Origin of the sequence: Mesorhizobium sp. M4B.F.Ca.ET.143.01.1.1 (assembly GCF_004792275.1) — a bacterium.
Lineage (GTDB): Bacteria > Pseudomonadota > Alphaproteobacteria > Rhizobiales > Rhizobiaceae > Mesorhizobium > Mesorhizobium abyssinicae.
Genome location: NZ_SRSR01000011.1, coordinates 173,737 through 189,864, shown reverse-complemented (window position 1 = coordinate 189,864; position 16,128 = coordinate 173,737). Strand labels below are relative to the sequence as shown.

The 16,128-nt window shown below is 64.2% G+C and carries 12 protein-coding genes; 3 read left to right on the top strand and 9 right to left on the bottom strand.

Features of this window, described 5'->3' with window-relative positions:
• Positions 1-166 precede the first annotated feature (166 nt).
• From EN786_RS24965 to EN786_RS24935, 7 genes are all read right to left on the bottom strand, one after another.
• Positions 167-817, bottom strand: coding sequence for an OmpA family protein (locus tag EN786_RS24965; protein WP_127285898.1), 651 nt, complete (start codon positions 815-817; stop codon positions 167-169).
• Positions 818-972: 155 nt separating this feature from the next.
• A complete protein-coding gene (locus EN786_RS24960; protein ID WP_127309498.1) occupies positions 973-1,341 on the bottom strand; it encodes a GFA family protein in 369 nt (122 codons plus the stop codon).
• 151 nt (positions 1,342-1,492) lie between these two features.
• Complete coding sequence (locus tag EN786_RS24955) at positions 1,493-1,864, bottom strand: hypothetical protein (RefSeq protein ID WP_127309497.1); 372 nt, start codon at positions 1,862-1,864, stop codon at positions 1,493-1,495.
• 299 nt (positions 1,865-2,163) lie between these two features.
• Positions 2,164-2,607, bottom strand: coding sequence for a GFA family protein (locus tag EN786_RS24950; protein ID WP_127309496.1), 444 nt, complete (start codon positions 2,605-2,607; stop codon positions 2,164-2,166).
• Between the two features lie 47 nt (positions 2,608-2,654).
• Positions 2,655-3,786 (bottom strand): peptide chain release factor 2 gene (gene prfB / locus EN786_RS24945; protein WP_127285894.1). Its coding sequence is split into 2 segments (ribosomal slippage): positions 2,655-3,719 and positions 3,721-3,786, totalling 1,131 coding nucleotides; the frame shifts between segments, so codons are not numbered across the junction.
• A 120-nt stretch (positions 3,787-3,906) separates the two neighbouring features.
• Positions 3,907-6,363 (bottom strand): penicillin-binding protein 1A, encoded by a 2,457-nt coding sequence (locus EN786_RS24940; protein ID WP_127309495.1) that lies wholly within the window; start codon positions 6,361-6,363, stop codon positions 3,907-3,909.
• Positions 6,364-6,574: 211 nt separating this feature from the next.
• The gene (locus EN786_RS24935; RefSeq protein WP_127286961.1) at positions 6,575-7,834 is read right to left on the bottom strand and encodes an N-acetylmuramoyl-L-alanine amidase; all 1,260 of its coding nucleotides are present in this window, start codon (positions 7,832-7,834) and stop codon (positions 6,575-6,577) included.
• Positions 7,835-8,486: 652 nt separating this feature from the next.
• Between EN786_RS24935 and EN786_RS24930 the strand changes: the two genes are divergently transcribed.
• Entirely contained in the window at positions 8,487-11,453 is a 2,967-nt protein-coding gene (locus EN786_RS24930) for a ribonuclease E/G (RefSeq protein WP_135908959.1), read from the top strand.
• 126 nt (positions 11,454-11,579) lie between these two features.
• On the opposite strand, the gene EN786_RS24925 is transcribed toward EN786_RS24930, so the two are convergent.
• On the bottom strand, positions 11,580-12,509 hold the full coding sequence (locus EN786_RS24925; protein WP_127286053.1) for a glutaminase: 930 nt from the start codon (positions 12,507-12,509) through the stop codon (positions 11,580-11,582).
• A 10-nt stretch (positions 12,510-12,519) separates the two neighbouring features.
• Positions 12,520-13,668 carry an aminotransferase class I/II-fold pyridoxal phosphate-dependent enzyme gene (locus EN786_RS24920; RefSeq protein ID WP_127310734.1) on the bottom strand — a complete coding sequence of 383 codons (1,149 nt, stop codon included), beginning with the start codon at positions 13,666-13,668 and terminating at the stop codon, positions 12,520-12,522.
• 134 nt (positions 13,669-13,802) lie between these two features.
• On the opposite strand from EN786_RS24920, the gene EN786_RS24915 reads away from it, so the two are divergent.
• Positions 13,803-15,212 (top strand): M48 family metalloprotease, encoded by a 1,410-nt coding sequence (locus tag EN786_RS24915; RefSeq protein ID WP_127310733.1) that lies wholly within the window; start codon positions 13,803-13,805, stop codon positions 15,210-15,212.
• A gap of 62 nt (positions 15,213-15,274) precedes the next feature.
• On the top strand, positions 15,275-16,078 hold the full coding sequence (locus EN786_RS24910; RefSeq protein WP_127286056.1) for a DsbA family protein: 804 nt from the start codon (positions 15,275-15,277) through the stop codon (positions 16,076-16,078).
• Positions 16,079-16,128 lie beyond the last annotated feature (50 nt).

Sequence of the window (16,128 nt, the reverse complement as noted above, 5' to 3'; positions counted from 1 at the left end):
TCCCTCTGGAACGGTCCGATGCTATTCCTTTCCACTATCCCGGAAAAGCAGTTCGTTAGAACTAGCTAATTCTTCAGGACGACTGGGTGAACTGAAGGCTGCCAATGTCGGTTCAAACGAAAACGGCCCCCGTGGGGGCCGTCTATACGTTTCGATGCCGAAGGGCTCAGGTGAGCGGCGAAAGCTGGATCTCGACGCGGCGGTTCTGCGCGCGGCCCTGTGTCGTCGCGTTGGACGCGATCGGCCGGGTCTTGCCGAATCCGGTGACGGCGAAGCGGCGCGAATCGACACCTTGCCCGGAGAGATAGTTGGCGACCGCGAGCGCGCGGCGCTGCGACAGGTCGAAATTGTGTTCGTCGCCGCCGGTCGAATCGGTGTGGCCGAAAACGTCGACCGTGGTCTGGCGGAACTTGTTCAGCACCAGCGCCACCGAATTCAGCACCGGATAGAAGCCGGGCTTCACCGCGTCCTGGTCGATGTTGAAGGTGATGTCGGATGGCATGTTGAGGATGATCTGGTCGCCGGTGCGCGTGACGCTGACGCCGGTACCCTGGAGCTGACGGCGCAGCTCGGCCTCGTTCTGGTCCATCGTGGCGCCGATGGCGCCGCCGGCGAGCGCGCCGATACCGGCGCCGATCAGCGCGTTGCGGCGGTCGTTGCCGCCGGCCAGAAGGCCAAGCCCGGCACCCGCGATCGCGCCAAGGCCGGCGCCGGCCGCCGTGTTGGAAACCTTCTGCTCACCGGTGTACGGATCGGTGGTGGTGCAAGCGCTCACCAATACAGCCGTCGCCACGACGACGAGCACAGTCTTCTTCATGAGAATGTCCCTCTCCAAACCGCGGCCATTGCAGCCGCGCCATATCAGCCCTTCCGGCGGTCTTGTAGCATGAAATACGGCGAAAAGCGGAACGGCAAAATGCCGATCAGAGCTTTTCCATCGTCGCCATGCGCGGCTGTTCCGGCCAGTGCCCCCTACCAGAGATTCTTGCCGTCGATGACGACGACCTCGACCTTGTCGAGATCGAAATCGTCGAACAGGCGCGAGTTCACGCTGATCTTCGGGTTGTCGAAGTCCGGCTCACCGGTCGACCAGTCGGGCGTTTCGGTGAAGGTGCCGCAGCCGCAGGTGGCGCAAAAGCCGTGCTTTATGGTCTTTGAGCCCCAGCGGTAGAACGAGACGTTTTCGGGCGGGCTGGTGAGCTTGAATTGCTCGGGCACATAATAGGCCCAGAGCGAGCCGCGTTTCGAACAGAAGGAGCATGTGCAATGCGTCACTGTTTGCGGCGCTTCTGAAACCTCGAATGTCGTCGCCTTGCAGTGGCAGCTTCCCTTGATGGTCATGAACGAATTCCTCTCCGTTGCCCGCCGTCCACCGCGGCAAGGCAACATAAAGAATCGCTCCTGACAACCGCCTGTCGGCAGGCTTGCCTGCCCGCTCTCAAAAACTGGAAAGCCCGATGCCCCTTGACCCGCAGGTCGGATGCCCGTCGCCTCAATAGGAGCGCGGCGGCACGAACAGGCAGATGGTCTTGCCGGCATCGAGTCCCGCCTGATGCGCGCACCAGTGGAATTCGCCGTCGGGGCTGTCCTTGACGCGCTTGTCGGTCATGGGAACCACCTCGCCCGTGCCGGCGATCACATAGCCCTCCGGCTTCTCCAGGACTTCGCCGGAGTGGGTCGTGCGGCAATCATAGTTGGCGCAGCACGAGAACGGATAGCTCCAGCCTTGCGGCAATGCCGCCGTAGGCTTGGCGTCATGCGCGAGCGCAGGCGCCGTCGACACCACGACCACCGCGGCCAGGAAAAACAGGAAGCGGCCAACCGGTTCAACGGCTTTGGCCTGTCGAATTGTGGCAGCAAACATGGGAACGTTCCTTTCAAACGAGCTCCAAGCCTTTCGCTTGCCCGTTCCCGGAACGTGTCTTCCCACTGGCCGGATCGTCAGGTCGCAGATACGCCGCGTCCGGCCATAAATGCTTCTATCCCCTCAGCCCGAATGCTGGGCTGATTCCTTGGCCGGCGCAAGAAGCGGCCGCATCGGCAACGCCGCGCCGCACGCCAAACCTCTGCAGCCAGAATCGTGCGCCGGCTTGGTTAACGAGCCGTTAGCGACGGATGTCTGGTGCCGGACAACGAAATTCGGATGAAGCTGGTTCCAGCCGTTCAACCGGGAATATGCTCATCATACTGCGGCAGGTCGTCGGTGACTGTGAACCATTTCGCCTTGGAACCGACGAAGATATGCGCCGCCGGGCGGATGCTCGGCGTATCCACCAGCGTCCCCATGGTGACGTGGACGTAGGCGCCCGCCCGCACCACCGAATAAAGCAGCGAGCCGCACTGCCCGCAGTGCTTGTCGTGAGCGCCGCTCGGATCGCCGAAGACCAGCAGCCTGTCGTCGCCGGCGGTCAGGCGCAGCTTGTCCCGCTCGATGCCAGCGAAGGGCTTGAAAGCCGACCCGGTGGCGCGCTGGCAGTTCGAGCAGTGGCAGTTCAAGGCATAGACGAATTCGTCTGCCACCTCGTACTGGACGGCGCCGCAAAAGCACTTTCCGGAAAGCCTGTGAGTATTTGCCTTGTCCGGCTTGGTCACAAGCGCCTCCTTCATCTGGTGCTCAAGGTGTCGGGCCGGCCTCACCTGAATATGGACATATCCTAGTCGAGATCCGCCACCGCTTCGCCCGCCCCACCCTCGATGCGGTGCGACAGCGAGGCTTCCATGAACTCGTCGAGGTCTCCGTCGAGAACGCTCGACGGGCTGGTGCTTTCGACGCCGGTGCGCAGGTCCTTCACAAGCTGATAGGGCTGCAGCACGTAGGAGCGGATCTGGTGGCCCCAGCCGATGTCGCTCTTCGATGCCTCGGTGGCGTTGGCCACCGCCTCGCGCTTCTTCAGCTCTTCCTCGTAGAGGCGCGAGCGCAGCATCTCCCAAGCCTTGGCCCGGTTCTTGTGCTGCGAGCGCTCGGCCTGGCAGGCGACTGCGATGCCGGTCGCGAGATGGGTGATGCGGACCGCAGAATCGGTGGTGTTGACGTGCTGGCCGCCCGAACCCGACGAGCGGTAGGTGTCGATGCGGACATCCGATTCCGAGACGGCGATGTCGATCGTATCATCGATGACCGGATAGACCCAGACGCTGGCGAAAGACGTGTGGCGCCGCGCATTGCTGTCGTAGGGCGAGATGCGCACCAGCCGGTGGACACCCGATTCGGTCTTCAGCCAGCCATAGGCGTTGTGGCCCTTGATCAGCACCGTGGCCGACTTGATCCCCGCCTCTTCGCCGTCGTGCACTTCCAGCACCTCGACCTTGAAGCGGCGGCGCTCGGCCCAGCGCGTATACATGCGCAAAAGCATCGAGGCCCAGTCCTGGCTCTCGGTGCCGCCGGCGCCGGCATGGATTTCGAGATAGGTGTCGTTGGCGTCGGCCTCGCCCGAAAGCAGCGTCTCGACCTGGCGGGCCTTGGCCTCGCCCTGCATCGAGCGCAGTGCCGCCTCTGCCTCGGCGACGACGCCTTCGTCGCCCTCTTCCTCGCCCAGTTCGATCAGGCCGATATTGTCTTCAAGCGCCTGGGTCAGGCCCTTGACGGCGGCGATGCCATCTTCGAGCTCCTGGCGCTCCCGCATCAGCTTCTGCGCTTCCAGCGGCTCGTTCCAGAGGCTGGAATCCTCGGCGCGGACGTTCAGGTACTCAAGCCGCTTGATGGCCTGGTCCCAGTCAAAGATGCCTCCTCAGCAGGGTTATGGCCTGCCTGATCTCGTCGACGATGTTGAGCGTTTCCGCGCGCATGGCTGCCAGTTCTGTCCAGTTGATTTTGGTCGGCGCGATACATAGGGACGGCACCGCCGCCTGTAAAGCGAAATGGCCGGCCGGATCGTGGTCCGGCCGGCCTCATTCGATGCGAGCCCGTCAGTAAAGCCCGCCGCCGCCATCCTGGATGGCTTGCGTGGCTTGCGGCGACAGCGCGCCGCCGGCGCCGTTCGAACCGTCGGCCCCCATGCCGATCACCCAATAGCTGTCGGCGGGGCCGGTGCCCGGCTTGAAGGCTTCGATGATCGTGCCTGCCTCGCCTTCGGCCGCCTTCATGCCGGTCTTGCGGTTGATGGCGATCAGCTTCATGCCTTCCGGAACCTGGAAGTCGATGTTGGGCGTGCCGTCCAGCGCCACGCGCATGAAATCCTTGAAGATCGGCGCCGCCAGACCGCCGCCGGTCGCGCCCTTGCCAAGCCCTTTCGGCGTGTCATAGCCCATATAGAGGCCGACTACGAGGTTCGGCGTATAGCCGATGAACCAGGCATCCTTCTCGTCGTTGGTCGTGCCGGTCTTGCCGGCGATATGGCGGCCGAGCTCGGCGATGGTGGCGCCGGTGCCGCGCTGCACCACGCCTTCCATCATCGAGGTGATCTGGTAGGCCGTCATCGGATCGAGCACCTGCTCGGAATTGTCGACCAGTTCCGGTTCGGACTGGTTCTTCCATTCGGCGGCGTTGCAGCCTTCGCAACCGCGCTCGTCCTGCTTGAACACCGTCTTGCCGTAGCGGTCCTGGATGCGGTCGATGAGCGAGGGTTTGATCGACTTGCCGCCATTGGCCATGATCGAATAGGCCGACACCATGCGCATCACGGTCGTCTCGCCTGAGCCGAGCGCCATCGGCAGGTAGGGCGCCAGATGGTCGTAGACGCCGAAGCGCTCGGCATATTCAACCACCAGCTTCATGCCCATGTCGTTGGCGAGCCGCACCGTCATCAGGTTGCGCGACTTCTCGATACCGGAGCGCAGCGTCGCCGGACCGGCCGCCGTGCCGTCGTAGTTCTTCGGCGTCCAGGTGGTGTTGCCGCTCTGGATGGTGATCGGGCCGTCCATGATCACCGAGGCCGGCGTGTAGCCATTGTCGAGCGCGGCCGAATAGACGATCGGCTTGAACGACGAGCCCGGCTGGCGCATCGCCTGGGTCGCCCGGTTGAACTCCGATTGCGCATAGGAGAAGCCGCCGACCATGGCCAGAACGCGGCCGGTGTGCGGATCCATGGCGACGAGGCCGCCTTCCACTTGCGGAACCTGACGCAGACTGTAGGCGCTGTCCGAGCCTTCGTTCTTCTGCACGAAAATGACGTCGCCGGGCTGCAGCACATCCGCCGGCGATTTCGCCTTGACGCTCTTGCCGTCGACGATGTGGCGCATGGCAAAACCCATGTCCTCCTTGCTGACGGTGCCTTCGACGCGCTCCTTGACGATGTCGCCCGAGACCTGGCGCGCCGGCTGCAGACCGATAGAGAGGCCGGTGTCGGAGCTGTCGAGGACGACGGCGAGCGACCATTCCGGCACGTCCTCCAGCCCCTTGACGTTGCCGAGCGGCACGCCCCAGTCGCCGGAGACATCGATGTGGGTCACCGGTCCGCGATAACCGCGCAGCGTGTCGTATTTCAGCAACCCGTTCTGCATCGCCTTGCGGGCAATCAGCTGGATCTTCGGGTCAAGCGTCGTGCGCACCGAAAGACCACCCTCGTAGAGCGCATTCTCGCCATAGCGCGCGATGATCTGGCGGCGCACTTCCTCGGTGAAATACTCGCCCGCGAACAGATAGGAGCCGTTGCGGCGCGGCGTCACGCCCAGCGGCTCGGCCTTGGCCTTGTCGCCTTCCTCGCGCGTCACGTAGCCGTTCTCGACCATCTGGTCGATGACCCAGTTGCGGCGCTCCAGCGCGCGGTCGGCATGCTTGAACGGGTGGTAGTTGTTGGGGCCCTTCGGCAGCGAAGCAAGGTAGGCCGCTTCCGCGACGGTGAGCTCGTTGACCGACTTGTCGAAATAGGTCAGCGCCGCGCCCGCCACGCCATAGGCGCCGAAGCCGAAGAAGATCTCGTTGAGATAGAGCTCGAGGATGCGATCCTTCGAATAGGCCTGCTCGATGCGGAAGGCCAGGATCATCTCCTTGATCTTGCGCTCGTAGGTCTGGTCCGAGGTCAACAGGAAGTTCTTCGCCACCTGCTGCGTGATCGTCGAGGCGCCAACCTGGCGCCTGCCCGAGCCGAAGTTCTGCAGGTTGACGATGATGGCGCGACCGAGGCCGGTCACATCGATACCGGGATGGTTGTAGAAGTTCTTGTCCTCGGCGGACAGGAAGGCGGCCTTCACTCGATCCGGAACCGCCTGGATCGGCAGATAGAGGCGCCGCTCGCGCGCATATTCGGCCATCAGCGCGCCGTCGGAAGCATGGATGCGCGTCGTGACCGGCGGCTCGTATTTGGCCAGCACTTCGTAGTCGGGCAGGTCCTTCGCCAGATGGCTGATGTAGATCGCCACGCCGGCGGCCACGATAAGGGCCAGCGTCGTGCCGATGCCGAAGAAATAGCCGATGAGACGAATCATGCCCGCTCCAGTCCGTGGTTCGGGAATTTCCTAAACGAAGCCGCCTGTCGCGCAAGCTTCAGGGACGGTCCCAATCCGCAATGGGAAACCCATGTCGCCACCATGTGGACAAAATACGGCAGCACGGGGTTTTCGGCTTCCCTCCGCGGAAATTATAGCGCCGGGTGTTGTCGCCATGCAACGCCGCCTGTGGTTGCAGGCGGCAGCAACGTCAGCCCCCGGTTCCCGTTCCGGCCTTCGCTGAAGCGAACAGCGCGACGGCATTGGTTATGCTCTGCGCAGCCTTGCCGCGCCAGTCGGCGCTGAGCAGTTGCGCTTCGTCCTTGGCGTTTGACAGATAGCCCAGTTCGACCAGCACCGAAGGCACGTCCGGCGCCTTCAGCACCTTGAACCCGGCGGAGCGCTGCGGGTTGTTGATAAGGCCGACGCTGCTCGAAAGCTGCCCGACCAGGGTGTGGGCGAAGCTCATCGAGAAGCCGTGCGTCTCGCGGCGGATCAGGTCGATCAGGATGTCGGTCACTTCCTTGTTTTCGTCCTTGATCTCCATGCCGGCGAACTGATCCGAGAGGTTTTCGCGATCGGCAAGCGCCTGTGCCTCGGGATCGGAAGCCTTGTCTGAAACGGTATAGACGGTCGCGCCGCGAATGCCCTTGACGCTGATCGTGTCGGCATGGATCGAGATCAGGAGGTCGGCTTCATGCTGGCGGGCGATGCGCACGCGGTCGTCCAGCCGCAGGAACTCGTCCTTCTCGCGGGTCATGAACACATCGTACTTGCCGACCGCGACGAGCTTGTCGCGCAATTCGGTGGCAAAGGCGAGCGTGACGTTCTTCTCGATGGTGCCGTTGAGCCCCTCGGCACCGCCGTCGACGCCGCCATGACCGGGGTCGATGACGACGGTGAAGCGATGGCCGGGATTGGAGATCGGTCCGGTTCCGACCCTGCCGCCCTTGTCGGTCGATACTGTCGAGCCGGTGGTCAACGCCTGGTTGGCGAGGGCGGCATCGAATTCGCGCGCCGAGGCCGCCGACATGTCGATGGCGATGCGATAGCCGCTACCGTCGTCGTTCTTGAGCACGTCGAGCTTGTCGACCGAAAACGGCCCCTTGCCGGTGAGGATCAGCCGCGATCCCTGGCCCTGATCGCCGTAGCGGACTGCCCGGACAAGGCCCCGCGCCTTCACGTCCTTGGCGCCAATGGCGAATCTGGTGCGCGGCAGGTCGACGACGAGGCGATTGGGACCGCGCAGCAGGAACCATTTGACGTCTGGCTCGCGGTCGAAAGTCATGACGATGCGCATCTTGGTGGCATCACCCGCCATCTTGAAGCCGGTGGCGCCAAGCGGCGCGTCGGCGGCGCGGGAAACGCCCGAAAACACGAGGAAAGCCGCCATCAGCACAAGCACGCAGGCGGCATGCAGGATAGGCCAAGCGGCGCAACGACCCTTGTTTGCGGTGCCTGCCAGTCCCATCTCTTTCCAGTCGCTCCCGGTTTGGCGCCAGGCGCCGGGTCGTTTCATCGAAGTGCCGGTTAGGCCGCGAACTCGATTAACGATTGGTATCCAGAGAAGGTTAACCAAGCCTTTTCACGCAAGGAACCGACGGCCGGGCTTCCCTAAGGGAACTCCTTTTTGCCGGCATCGGAAATCGGGGTTGCCTTCCCTGCCGCCAAATCATAAAAGCGATGGTGGATCACTGCAATCCTGGAACCGCTTCCTCCGCAGCTTCCTGCTACAGGTCAGATGAAAGGCGGCTCCTTTCGCTTCCAGCGAAAAGGCTTCAGGTGATCGCGACGAATTTCGCAGGCGTGCGCCCGTGGCGGGGGAATCGCCTGCGTGAGGAAAACGGCCGGGTTGTCCCGTGCCGGCTCTGTATGAGCAAACAAGCTGGTCCGGTTCGTCCGGGCTTTGGTTCAAAAGGTTCTGCTGGTGCCGATGGCTTCAAGCGCAATCATGGAAAGGTCCGCAACGAACCGCGCCATTGTGGCTGCGGGCGGCACCGCCATGGCGCTCAAGCGGCGGCCGGCGGACGTTCAATTGTCCGGCACCCATGTTTACCCAGGACCGAAGCAGCGGGCTTTGCCCCGCAGGCTGCGGCTGGCGGCTGCCGGGGGGAAACGAAATAATGCCCAACAAGATGCTGATAGACGCCTCCCACCAGGAGGAAACACGCGTTGTCGTCATTCGCGGTAATCGTATTGAAGAATTCGACTTTGAATCACAGGACAAGAAGCAGCTCAAAGGAAACATCTACCTCGCCCGCGTAACGCGCGTCGAACCGTCCCTGCAGGCAGCTTTTGTCGAATATGGCGGCAACCGTCACGGGTTCCTCGCCTTTAGCGAAATCCATCCCGACTACTACCAGATCCCGGTCGCCGACCGTCAGGCGCTGCTGCGCGCGGAAGCGCAGGAGGCCGAGGACGACGACGATGAGGACGGTGACGGCGAGGAGCACCAGGCCCGCGATCGCGGCCGGCGCGGCCGCCGGCGCGGCGGCAAGAACCGCGATCGCGGCGAGCACAAGCGCGAGGCGAGCGCCGCTGGTTCGGACGAGAACGGCGAAAGCAGCGAGGCGACAAGCAGCGAGGCGACAAGCAGCGAGGAAGCCGCGGTTGCCGGCGAAGACGTCGTCGAGGCGGTCGCCGAGACCGTCGAGGTCAGCACTGAGGCCGAGACAGAGCAAGGCGGCCAGGACGAAGGCGCTGCCGGGCATGGCGATGAGGCCGCTTCTGACGACAACGGCGAATCTTCGGAGGGCGGCCCCACCTCGATCGCCGCCAGCGTCGACGCCGATGTGATTTCCGAGGCGGTTCCGCAACCCGAACAGAACGGCGAAGCGCCTTCGAGCGACGACGACCGCGGCATGCTGGAAGAGGTGCAGTCCTCGCATCCCGACGACCACGAGATCGAATCGGTCGGCGCCGAGGATGCGCTGGAAGAAGTCCGCAACCGCCGCAAGCCGGTGCGCCGCCAGTACAAGATCCAGGAAGTGATCAAGCGCCGTCAGATCCTTCTGGTGCAGGTGGTCAAGGAAGAGCGCGGCAACAAGGGCGCCGCGCTCACCACCTATCTGTCCCTGGCCGGCCGCTATTCGGTGCTGATGCCGAACACGGCGCGCGGCGGCGGCATTTCGCGCAAGATCACCAACGCCCAGGATCGCAAGCGGCTGAAGGAGGTCGTGGCCGATCTCGAAGTGCCGCAGGGCATGGGCGTCATCCTGCGCACCGCCGGCGAGAGCCGCACCAAGGCCGAGATCAAGCGCGACTACGAGTATCTGATGAGGCTTTGGGAAAATGTCCGCAACCTGACGCTCCAGTCGACGGCCCCTGCCCTGGTCTATGAGGAAGGCAGCCTGATCAAGCGCTCGGTGCGCGACCTCTACAACAAGGACATCGACGAGATCCTGGTCTCCGGCGAGGACGGCTATCGCGAGGCCAAGGACTTCATGCGCATGCTGATGCCGAGCCACGCCAAGGTGGTTCAGCCCTATCGCGACACGACGCCGATCTTCGTTCGCAACGGCATCGAGGCGCAGCTCGATCGCATGCTGCAGCCGCAGGTGACGCTGAAGAGCGGCGGCTACATCATCATCAACCAGACCGAGGCGCTGGTCTCCATCGACGTCAATTCGGGCCGCTCCACCAAGGAGCACTCGATCGAGGACACCGCGCTCCACACCAACCTGGAAGCGGCCGAGGAAGTCGCCCGGCAACTCAGGCTGCGCGACCTTGCCGGCCTGATCGTCATCGACTTCATCGACATGGAGGAGAACCGCAACAACCGCTCCGTCGAGAAGCGGCTGAAGGATCACCTCAAGAACGACCGCGCCCGCATCCAGGTCGGCCGTATCTCGCATTTCGGCCTGATGGAGATGTCGCGCCAGCGCATCCGCGCCAGCGTGCTGGAATCGACCATGAAGCCCTGCCCGCATTGCGGCGGCACCGGCCACGTGCGTTCCGACTCCTCGGTGGCGCTGATGGTGGTCAGGGCGATCGAGGAATTCCTGCTCAAGGATTCGCGCAGCCACATCACGGTGCGCACGCCGTCCGCGACCGCGCTCTACGTGCTCAACCACAAGCGCGGCACGCTGGTGGAGCTCGAAAGCCGCTTCGGCCTGACCATCACGATCGAGGCCGACGATACGGTCGGCGCGCAGCACTATGCGATCTTCCGCGGCGCGATCGCCGAAAAGCCGGAGGGCTTCGTCGAAGCGCGCAGCCTGCCGACCTATGTCGAGCCGGAGGAGCCCGAGGACGAGATCGTCATCGAGGACGAAGACGAGGCACCCGCCGCCCAGGCCGAACAGCCGCGCCATCCCCAGCAGCAGCAACCGCAGCCGAGGTCCGGCGAGGATGGCGAAGGCCGTGACCGCAAGCGCCGCAAGCGCCGCCGGCGGCGCGGCGGCAAGGATCGCGATCGCGAACACGGCGAACGGGAGCATGGCGCCCATGCGGACGCCGTTTCCGCGCCGGCTCCTGCCGATGGCGTTCCCGCCACTGCAAGCGACGAAGCAATCGAAGCGGGCGACGAGGCTCCGGTCGGCATTGCCGAGGCCGCCGAGGCAGCGGATGACGGTCAGGGCAAGAAGCGCCGGCGCGGCAAGCGCGGCGGCAAGCGCAATCGCCGCGAAGAGGGCGAAGGCGTTGACGCGGCTGCCGGCGAGGAAGCCGACAGCGTCGAGACCGTTGCGTCGGAAGACGAAGCTGTCACAGCCGAACCCGTGGCAGTTGTACCCGTCGAGGCGCCGCCCGTGCCTGCTCCCGCCAATGACGACGCGCCAAGCACCGAGAAGCCAAAGAAGCCAAAGCGTGCATCGAGATCGAAGAAGGCCGTGGAGGCAGTTGCCGCCGAGACGGTGGCAGAGGTCGTGACGGAAGCCCCGGTCAAGGACCCGGCACCGGTCGAGCCGGCGCCAGCCGCTACCGCTCCGGCAGCGTCCGAGGAAGAAGCATCGGTCCGCTCGAACCGGCGCAAGCCGGCGGCGGTGGATGCTCCCGTCGTGCCGGTGATCTCGTCAAGCGTCAGCGACGAAGCCAAGGCCGAGGACAAGCCGAAGCGCGCCGGCTGGTGGCAGCGCAAGGGCTTCTTCTAAGCTTTTCAGTTGCTTGGACTGATTTTCTGACAAGAAAATCCCGCGTCGTGCACGACGCGGGATTTTTGTTTGGGCGCCAGGATCTTCTGGGCGCAAGGATCCGCCGGCGCTAAGCCGCGAAGATCGCTAAGGCGCGAAGATCGACCAGTTCATCATCCTCGCCAGCTTCTCCAGCGCGATCGAGCCAAGCTTGGAATTGCCGTTGGCATTGAGGCCCGGCGACCAGACGGCGAGCGAAGCGACGCCCGGCACGATCCCCAATATGCCGCCGCCGACGCCGCTCTTGCCGGGGATGCCGACGCGAAAGGCGAAATCGCCGGAGCCGTCATAGTGGCCGCAGGTCAGCATCATCGCGCCGATGCGGCGCGCCCGCTCGGCCGACACCACCGAATGTCCGGTTGCCGGGTTCTTGCCGCCATTGGCCAGGAAGCGGCCGGCCATCGCCAGTTGCCGGCAGCTCATGGCAATGGCGCAGTGATGGAAATAGACGCCCAGCGCCAGTTCCGGCGCATGGTGGAGATTGCCGAAGGATTTCATGTAGTTGGCAAGTGCGAAGTTGCGGTAGCCGGTGGCGCGTTCAGAGGCCGCGACCTCGCGGTCGATGATGATCGTCTCGTCGTCGGCCAGGAACTGGATGAAGCGCAGGATTTCGCCGATCGCCTCGCGCGGCTGGTGGCCGGCCAGCAATATGTCCGAGACGACGATGGCGCCGGCATTGATGAACGGATTGCGCGGAATGCCGTTCTCATGCTCGAGCTGAACGATCGAGTTGAACGGATTGCCCGACGGCTCACGACCGACACGCTGCCACAGCGCATCGCCGACATTGCCGAGCGCAAGCGTCAGCGTGAACACCTTGGAGATGCTCTGGATCGAGAAGGCTTCTTCGGCGTCGCCGGCGAGCAGCACGCGGCCGTCATTGGTGACCGCCGCGATGCCGAACTTCCTCGGGTCGACCTTGCCAAGCTGCGGGATATAGGTGGCGACGTCCCCGCGGTCCGTGCGCTCGGCCATTTCGGCGGCGACTTCGGCGAGCGCCTGTTCGAGTTCCGGCATGACGTCCCCGCTATTTCAGCCAGCGCTCGATGCGCGCCATCGACTCGACCATGTCGTCGTGGCTGCCGGCATAGGAAAAGCGCATCGTGCGATGGCCTTGAAGCGGATCGAAGTCGCGGCCGGGCGTTGCCGCCACATGCGCCTCGGCAAGCATGCGACGCGCGAAGGCCATGCTGTCATTGGTGTGCCTTGTGACGTCGCAGAAGGCGTAGAAGGCGCCGTCCATCGGCGCGGCAAGCGCGAAGCCCAGTTCCGGCAGGCGCTTCATCAACAGCTCGCGGTTCCAGGCGTAGCGTGCCTTCACCGCTTCCAGCTCCTGTGTCGCCTTGAACGCCTCGATCGCGGCGATCTGCGACAGTTCCGGCGGCGATATATAGAGGCTCTGGGCGACGCGCTCGACCGGGCGCACCAGCGCTTCCGGCAGCACCATCCAGCCGATGCGCCAGCCGGTCATGCAATAGTATTTCGAGAAGGAATTGATCACCGTCACGCCCGAACCGTAGGCGAGCGCCGTCGTGTCCGGCGCGGCATAGGCGAGCCGGTGGTAGATCTCGTCGGAAATAACGGCGATGCCGAGTTCTTCCGCCGTCGAAACCAGCGCGGCTAGCTCGTCGGCCGGGATTACGGCGCCGGTCGGATTGGCCGGACTGGCGAACAGCACCCCCTTCAGCGGCCTTTCGCGGTGCGCGGTTCTCAGATGCTCGGCATGAAGATAGGCATCGCCGCCAAGCTCGACCTCGACGATCTCGATGCCCAGCGCGGCCATGATGTTGCGATAGGCCGGGTAGCCGGGCGCGGCGATGGCGACGCGGTCGCCCGGGTCGAACATCGCCAGGAAAGCCAGGTTGAAGGCCGCGGACGACCCTGTGGTGACGGCGATTCGGCTGGCGGGCACATCGAGGCCGTAATGTTCGCCATAATGCCTGGCGATCGCCTGGCGCAGGTCCGCCAGGCCCAGCGCATCGGTGTAGCCGATACGGCCGACCTTCAAGGCCGCGGCGGCAGCCTGCCGCACACCTGCCGGCGCCGGGTCAGACGGCTGGCCGACCGCCATCGAAACCACCGGCACGCCGGTCGCCTTCAGCCGGTTGGCCTCGGCCAAGATGTCCATGGCGTGGAACGGCTCGACCTCGCCACGGCGCGAAAGCGAAACAACCATTTTCAAATCCAACACGCCAGGATCCGCCCTGGCAGCGCCGCACAAATGCCCGATTGATGTGGGGATCACAAGCGCAGGAAGTTTTCGGTGCCGACTTTTCATCCTTCGCCCGCTCGTCTACCAGTGGACCTGTCATGTTGAGCCGACCCAGATCGACCACTGCCAGATCGACCATTGCAGGAACCGCGCGCGGCTTCGTCACGCTTTTGCTTGCCGCCGCCGTCGCGATCTCCGGTTCGGTCGACGCGTTTGCGCAAAACGTGCCTATCGTGCGCGACGCCGAGATCGAGGCGCTGGTTCGCGACTATGCGCGGCCGATCTTCAAGGCGGCGGGCCTTGCCAATGACGGCATCGATATCGTGCTGGTCAACGATCCGAGCTTCAATGCCTTCGTTACCGGGCGCCGCATGTTCATCAACACCGGCGCGCTGATGACGGCGGAAACGCCCAACGAGATCATCGGCGTCATGGCCCATGAAGCCGGCCATATCGCCGGCGGCCACCAGCAGAAGCTGCGCGACCAGCTGGAGCGCGCCAAGACGATGGCGATCATCGCCACGCTGCTCGGCGCCGGCGCCATCGTGGCCGGCGCCACCACCAACAGCCGGGGCCTCGCCGGCGCCGGCATGGGTGTCGCGGCGGGTGGCGGCGAGATGGCGCAGCGCAGCATCCTCGCCTATCAGCGCACCGAGGAGACGACCGCCGACCGCTCGGCGATCACCTATCTCAACGCCACCGGCCAGTCCGGCATGGGCATGTTGAAGACCTTTTCCCGCTTCCAGAGCGCCTTGTCGCTGTCCGGCACCCAGGTCGATCCTTACCGCATCAGCCATCCGATGCCGCAGGAGCGCATCGCCAACCTCGAAACGCTGGTCAAGCAAAGCCCCTACGTCAACAAGCTCGATCCGCCGGCGCTGCAGCAGCGGCATGACATGATGCGCATCAAGATCGCCGTCTACATGCAGGGACAGGCGGCCGCCTCGCGTCTGATGCGCAAGAACCCGGGCAGCCTCGCCTCGCGTTATGGCGATGCGCAGATCGCCTATTTGTACGGCAACCTCAATGCCGCGCTCGCCAAGACCGCCGCCTTGATCAAGGAACAGCCGAAGAACCCTTACTTCCAGGAGTTGCGCGGCGACATACTGATGAAGGCGAACAAGCCGAAGGACGCCGCTGACGCCTACGCCAAGGCGGTCAGCCTCGATCCGGCGAAATCGGGACTGCTGCCGGTCTCGCTTGGCCAGGCATTGATGGCGATCGGCACCCCGGAATCGCTCAAGAAGGCGGCCGCGCAGATCAGCAACGGTCTCGGACGCGACAAGGAAAACGCCGCCGGCTACCGTTACCTGGCGCAGGCCTATGGTGAGCTCGGCGAGATTCCGGCGGCCGATCTCGCCACCGCCGAAGGCCATTTCTATTCCGGCGACTACAGGAACGCCAAGATCTTCGCCATGCGCGCGCAGCAGAAGATGAAGCGTGGCGAGCCGGGCTGGCTTCGCGCCCAGGATATCATAAACTACGCGCCTTCGGGCAAAACCAAGTGAACCTTCCGGCCGCGCCAGGCGACTGAAGCGGACCGCAACAGGCAAAAAAGGGATCGAGGATCATGAACAAGGCAATCCTGCTTGGCACGACGGGGGCGGTGGCGGCCCTCGCCATGCTGGCGGTCGGCTTCGCCGCCGGAAATCCGCAGGTGGCAAAGGCCGATACGGCGCAGGTCGCCGAGGCGGCGTCCCCGGACACCAAGATCGACCGCAAGGAAGTGGAAGGCATTATCCGCGACTATCTGCTGAAGAACCCGGAAGTGCTGCTCGAGGTCCAGGACGCGCTCGAGGCCAAGCAGAAGGAAGAGCAGCGCATTGCCGCCCTCGGCGTCATCAAGAACGCCAAGGACGAGATCTTCAACTCCACCTTCGACGGCATCGTCGGCAACCCGAACGGCAAGGTCACCATCGTCGAGTTCTACGATTACAATTGCGGCTTCTGCAAACGCGCCATCGAGGACATGCAGGCGCTGACCAAGGCCGACCCTGACCTGCGCTTCGTGCTCAAGGAATTCCCGATCCTCAGCCCGGATTCGCAGAAGGCCAGCGTCGTCTCCATGGCCTTCCACCTGATGATGCCGGAGAAGTATGGCGCTTTCCACACCGCGCTGCTCGGCGGCCAGGGCCGCGCCACCGAGTCGATCGCCATCAAGACCGCGGTCTCGCTTGGCGCCGACGAGGCCAAGCTGCGCGAGAAAATGAAGGATCCCAGCATCAACGAGGCGCTGGCCCGCACCTATGATCTTGCCACCAAGCTGTCGATCACCGGCACCCCCTCCTATGTGGTCGGCAACGAGGTGGTGTTCGGCGCGCTCGGAAAGGACGTCCTGACCGAAAAGATCGAGGCGGCGAAGGCCGCGCTCTGACCCCCGTCGGGCCCTTGCGGCAGGCGGTTTTCCGCCTGTTGTGGACAGCG

Bases quoted from the DNA above. Each gene is read 5' to 3' on its own strand.
- EN786_RS24960 (WP_127309498.1), bottom strand. From the start codon at position 1,341: ATGACCATCAAGGGAAGCTGCCACTGCAAGGCGACGACATTCGAGGTT.
- EN786_RS24965 (WP_127285898.1), bottom strand. From the start codon at position 817: ATGAAGAAGACTGTGCTCGTCGTCGTGGCGACGGCTGTATTGGTGAGC.
- EN786_RS24950 (WP_127309496.1), bottom strand. From the start codon at position 2,607: ATGAAGGAGGCGCTTGTGACCAAGCCGGACAAGGCAAATACTCACAGG.
- EN786_RS24925 (WP_127286053.1), bottom strand. From the start codon at position 12,509: ATGCCGGAACTCGAACAGGCGCTCGCCGAAGTCGCCGCCGAAATGGCC.
- EN786_RS24940 (WP_127309495.1), bottom strand. From the start codon at position 6,363: ATGATTCGTCTCATCGGCTATTTCTTCGGCATCGGCACGACGCTGGCC.
- EN786_RS24955 (WP_127309497.1), bottom strand. From the start codon at position 1,864: ATGTTTGCTGCCACAATTCGACAGGCCAAAGCCGTTGAACCGGTTGGC.
- EN786_RS24935 (WP_127286961.1), bottom strand. From the start codon at position 7,834: ATGGGACTGGCAGGCACCGCAAACAAGGGTCGTTGCGCCGCTTGGCCT.
- EN786_RS24920 (WP_127310734.1), bottom strand. From the start codon at position 13,668: ATGGTTGTTTCGCTTTCGCGCCGTGGCGAGGTCGAGCCGTTCCACGCC.
- EN786_RS24930 (WP_135908959.1), top strand. From the start codon at position 8,487: ATGCCCAACAAGATGCTGATAGACGCCTCCCACCAGGAGGAAACACGC.
- EN786_RS24915 (WP_127310733.1), top strand. From the start codon at position 13,803: ATGTTGAGCCGACCCAGATCGACCACTGCCAGATCGACCATTGCAGGA.
- EN786_RS24910 (WP_127286056.1), top strand. From the start codon at position 15,275: ATGAACAAGGCAATCCTGCTTGGCACGACGGGGGCGGTGGCGGCCCTC.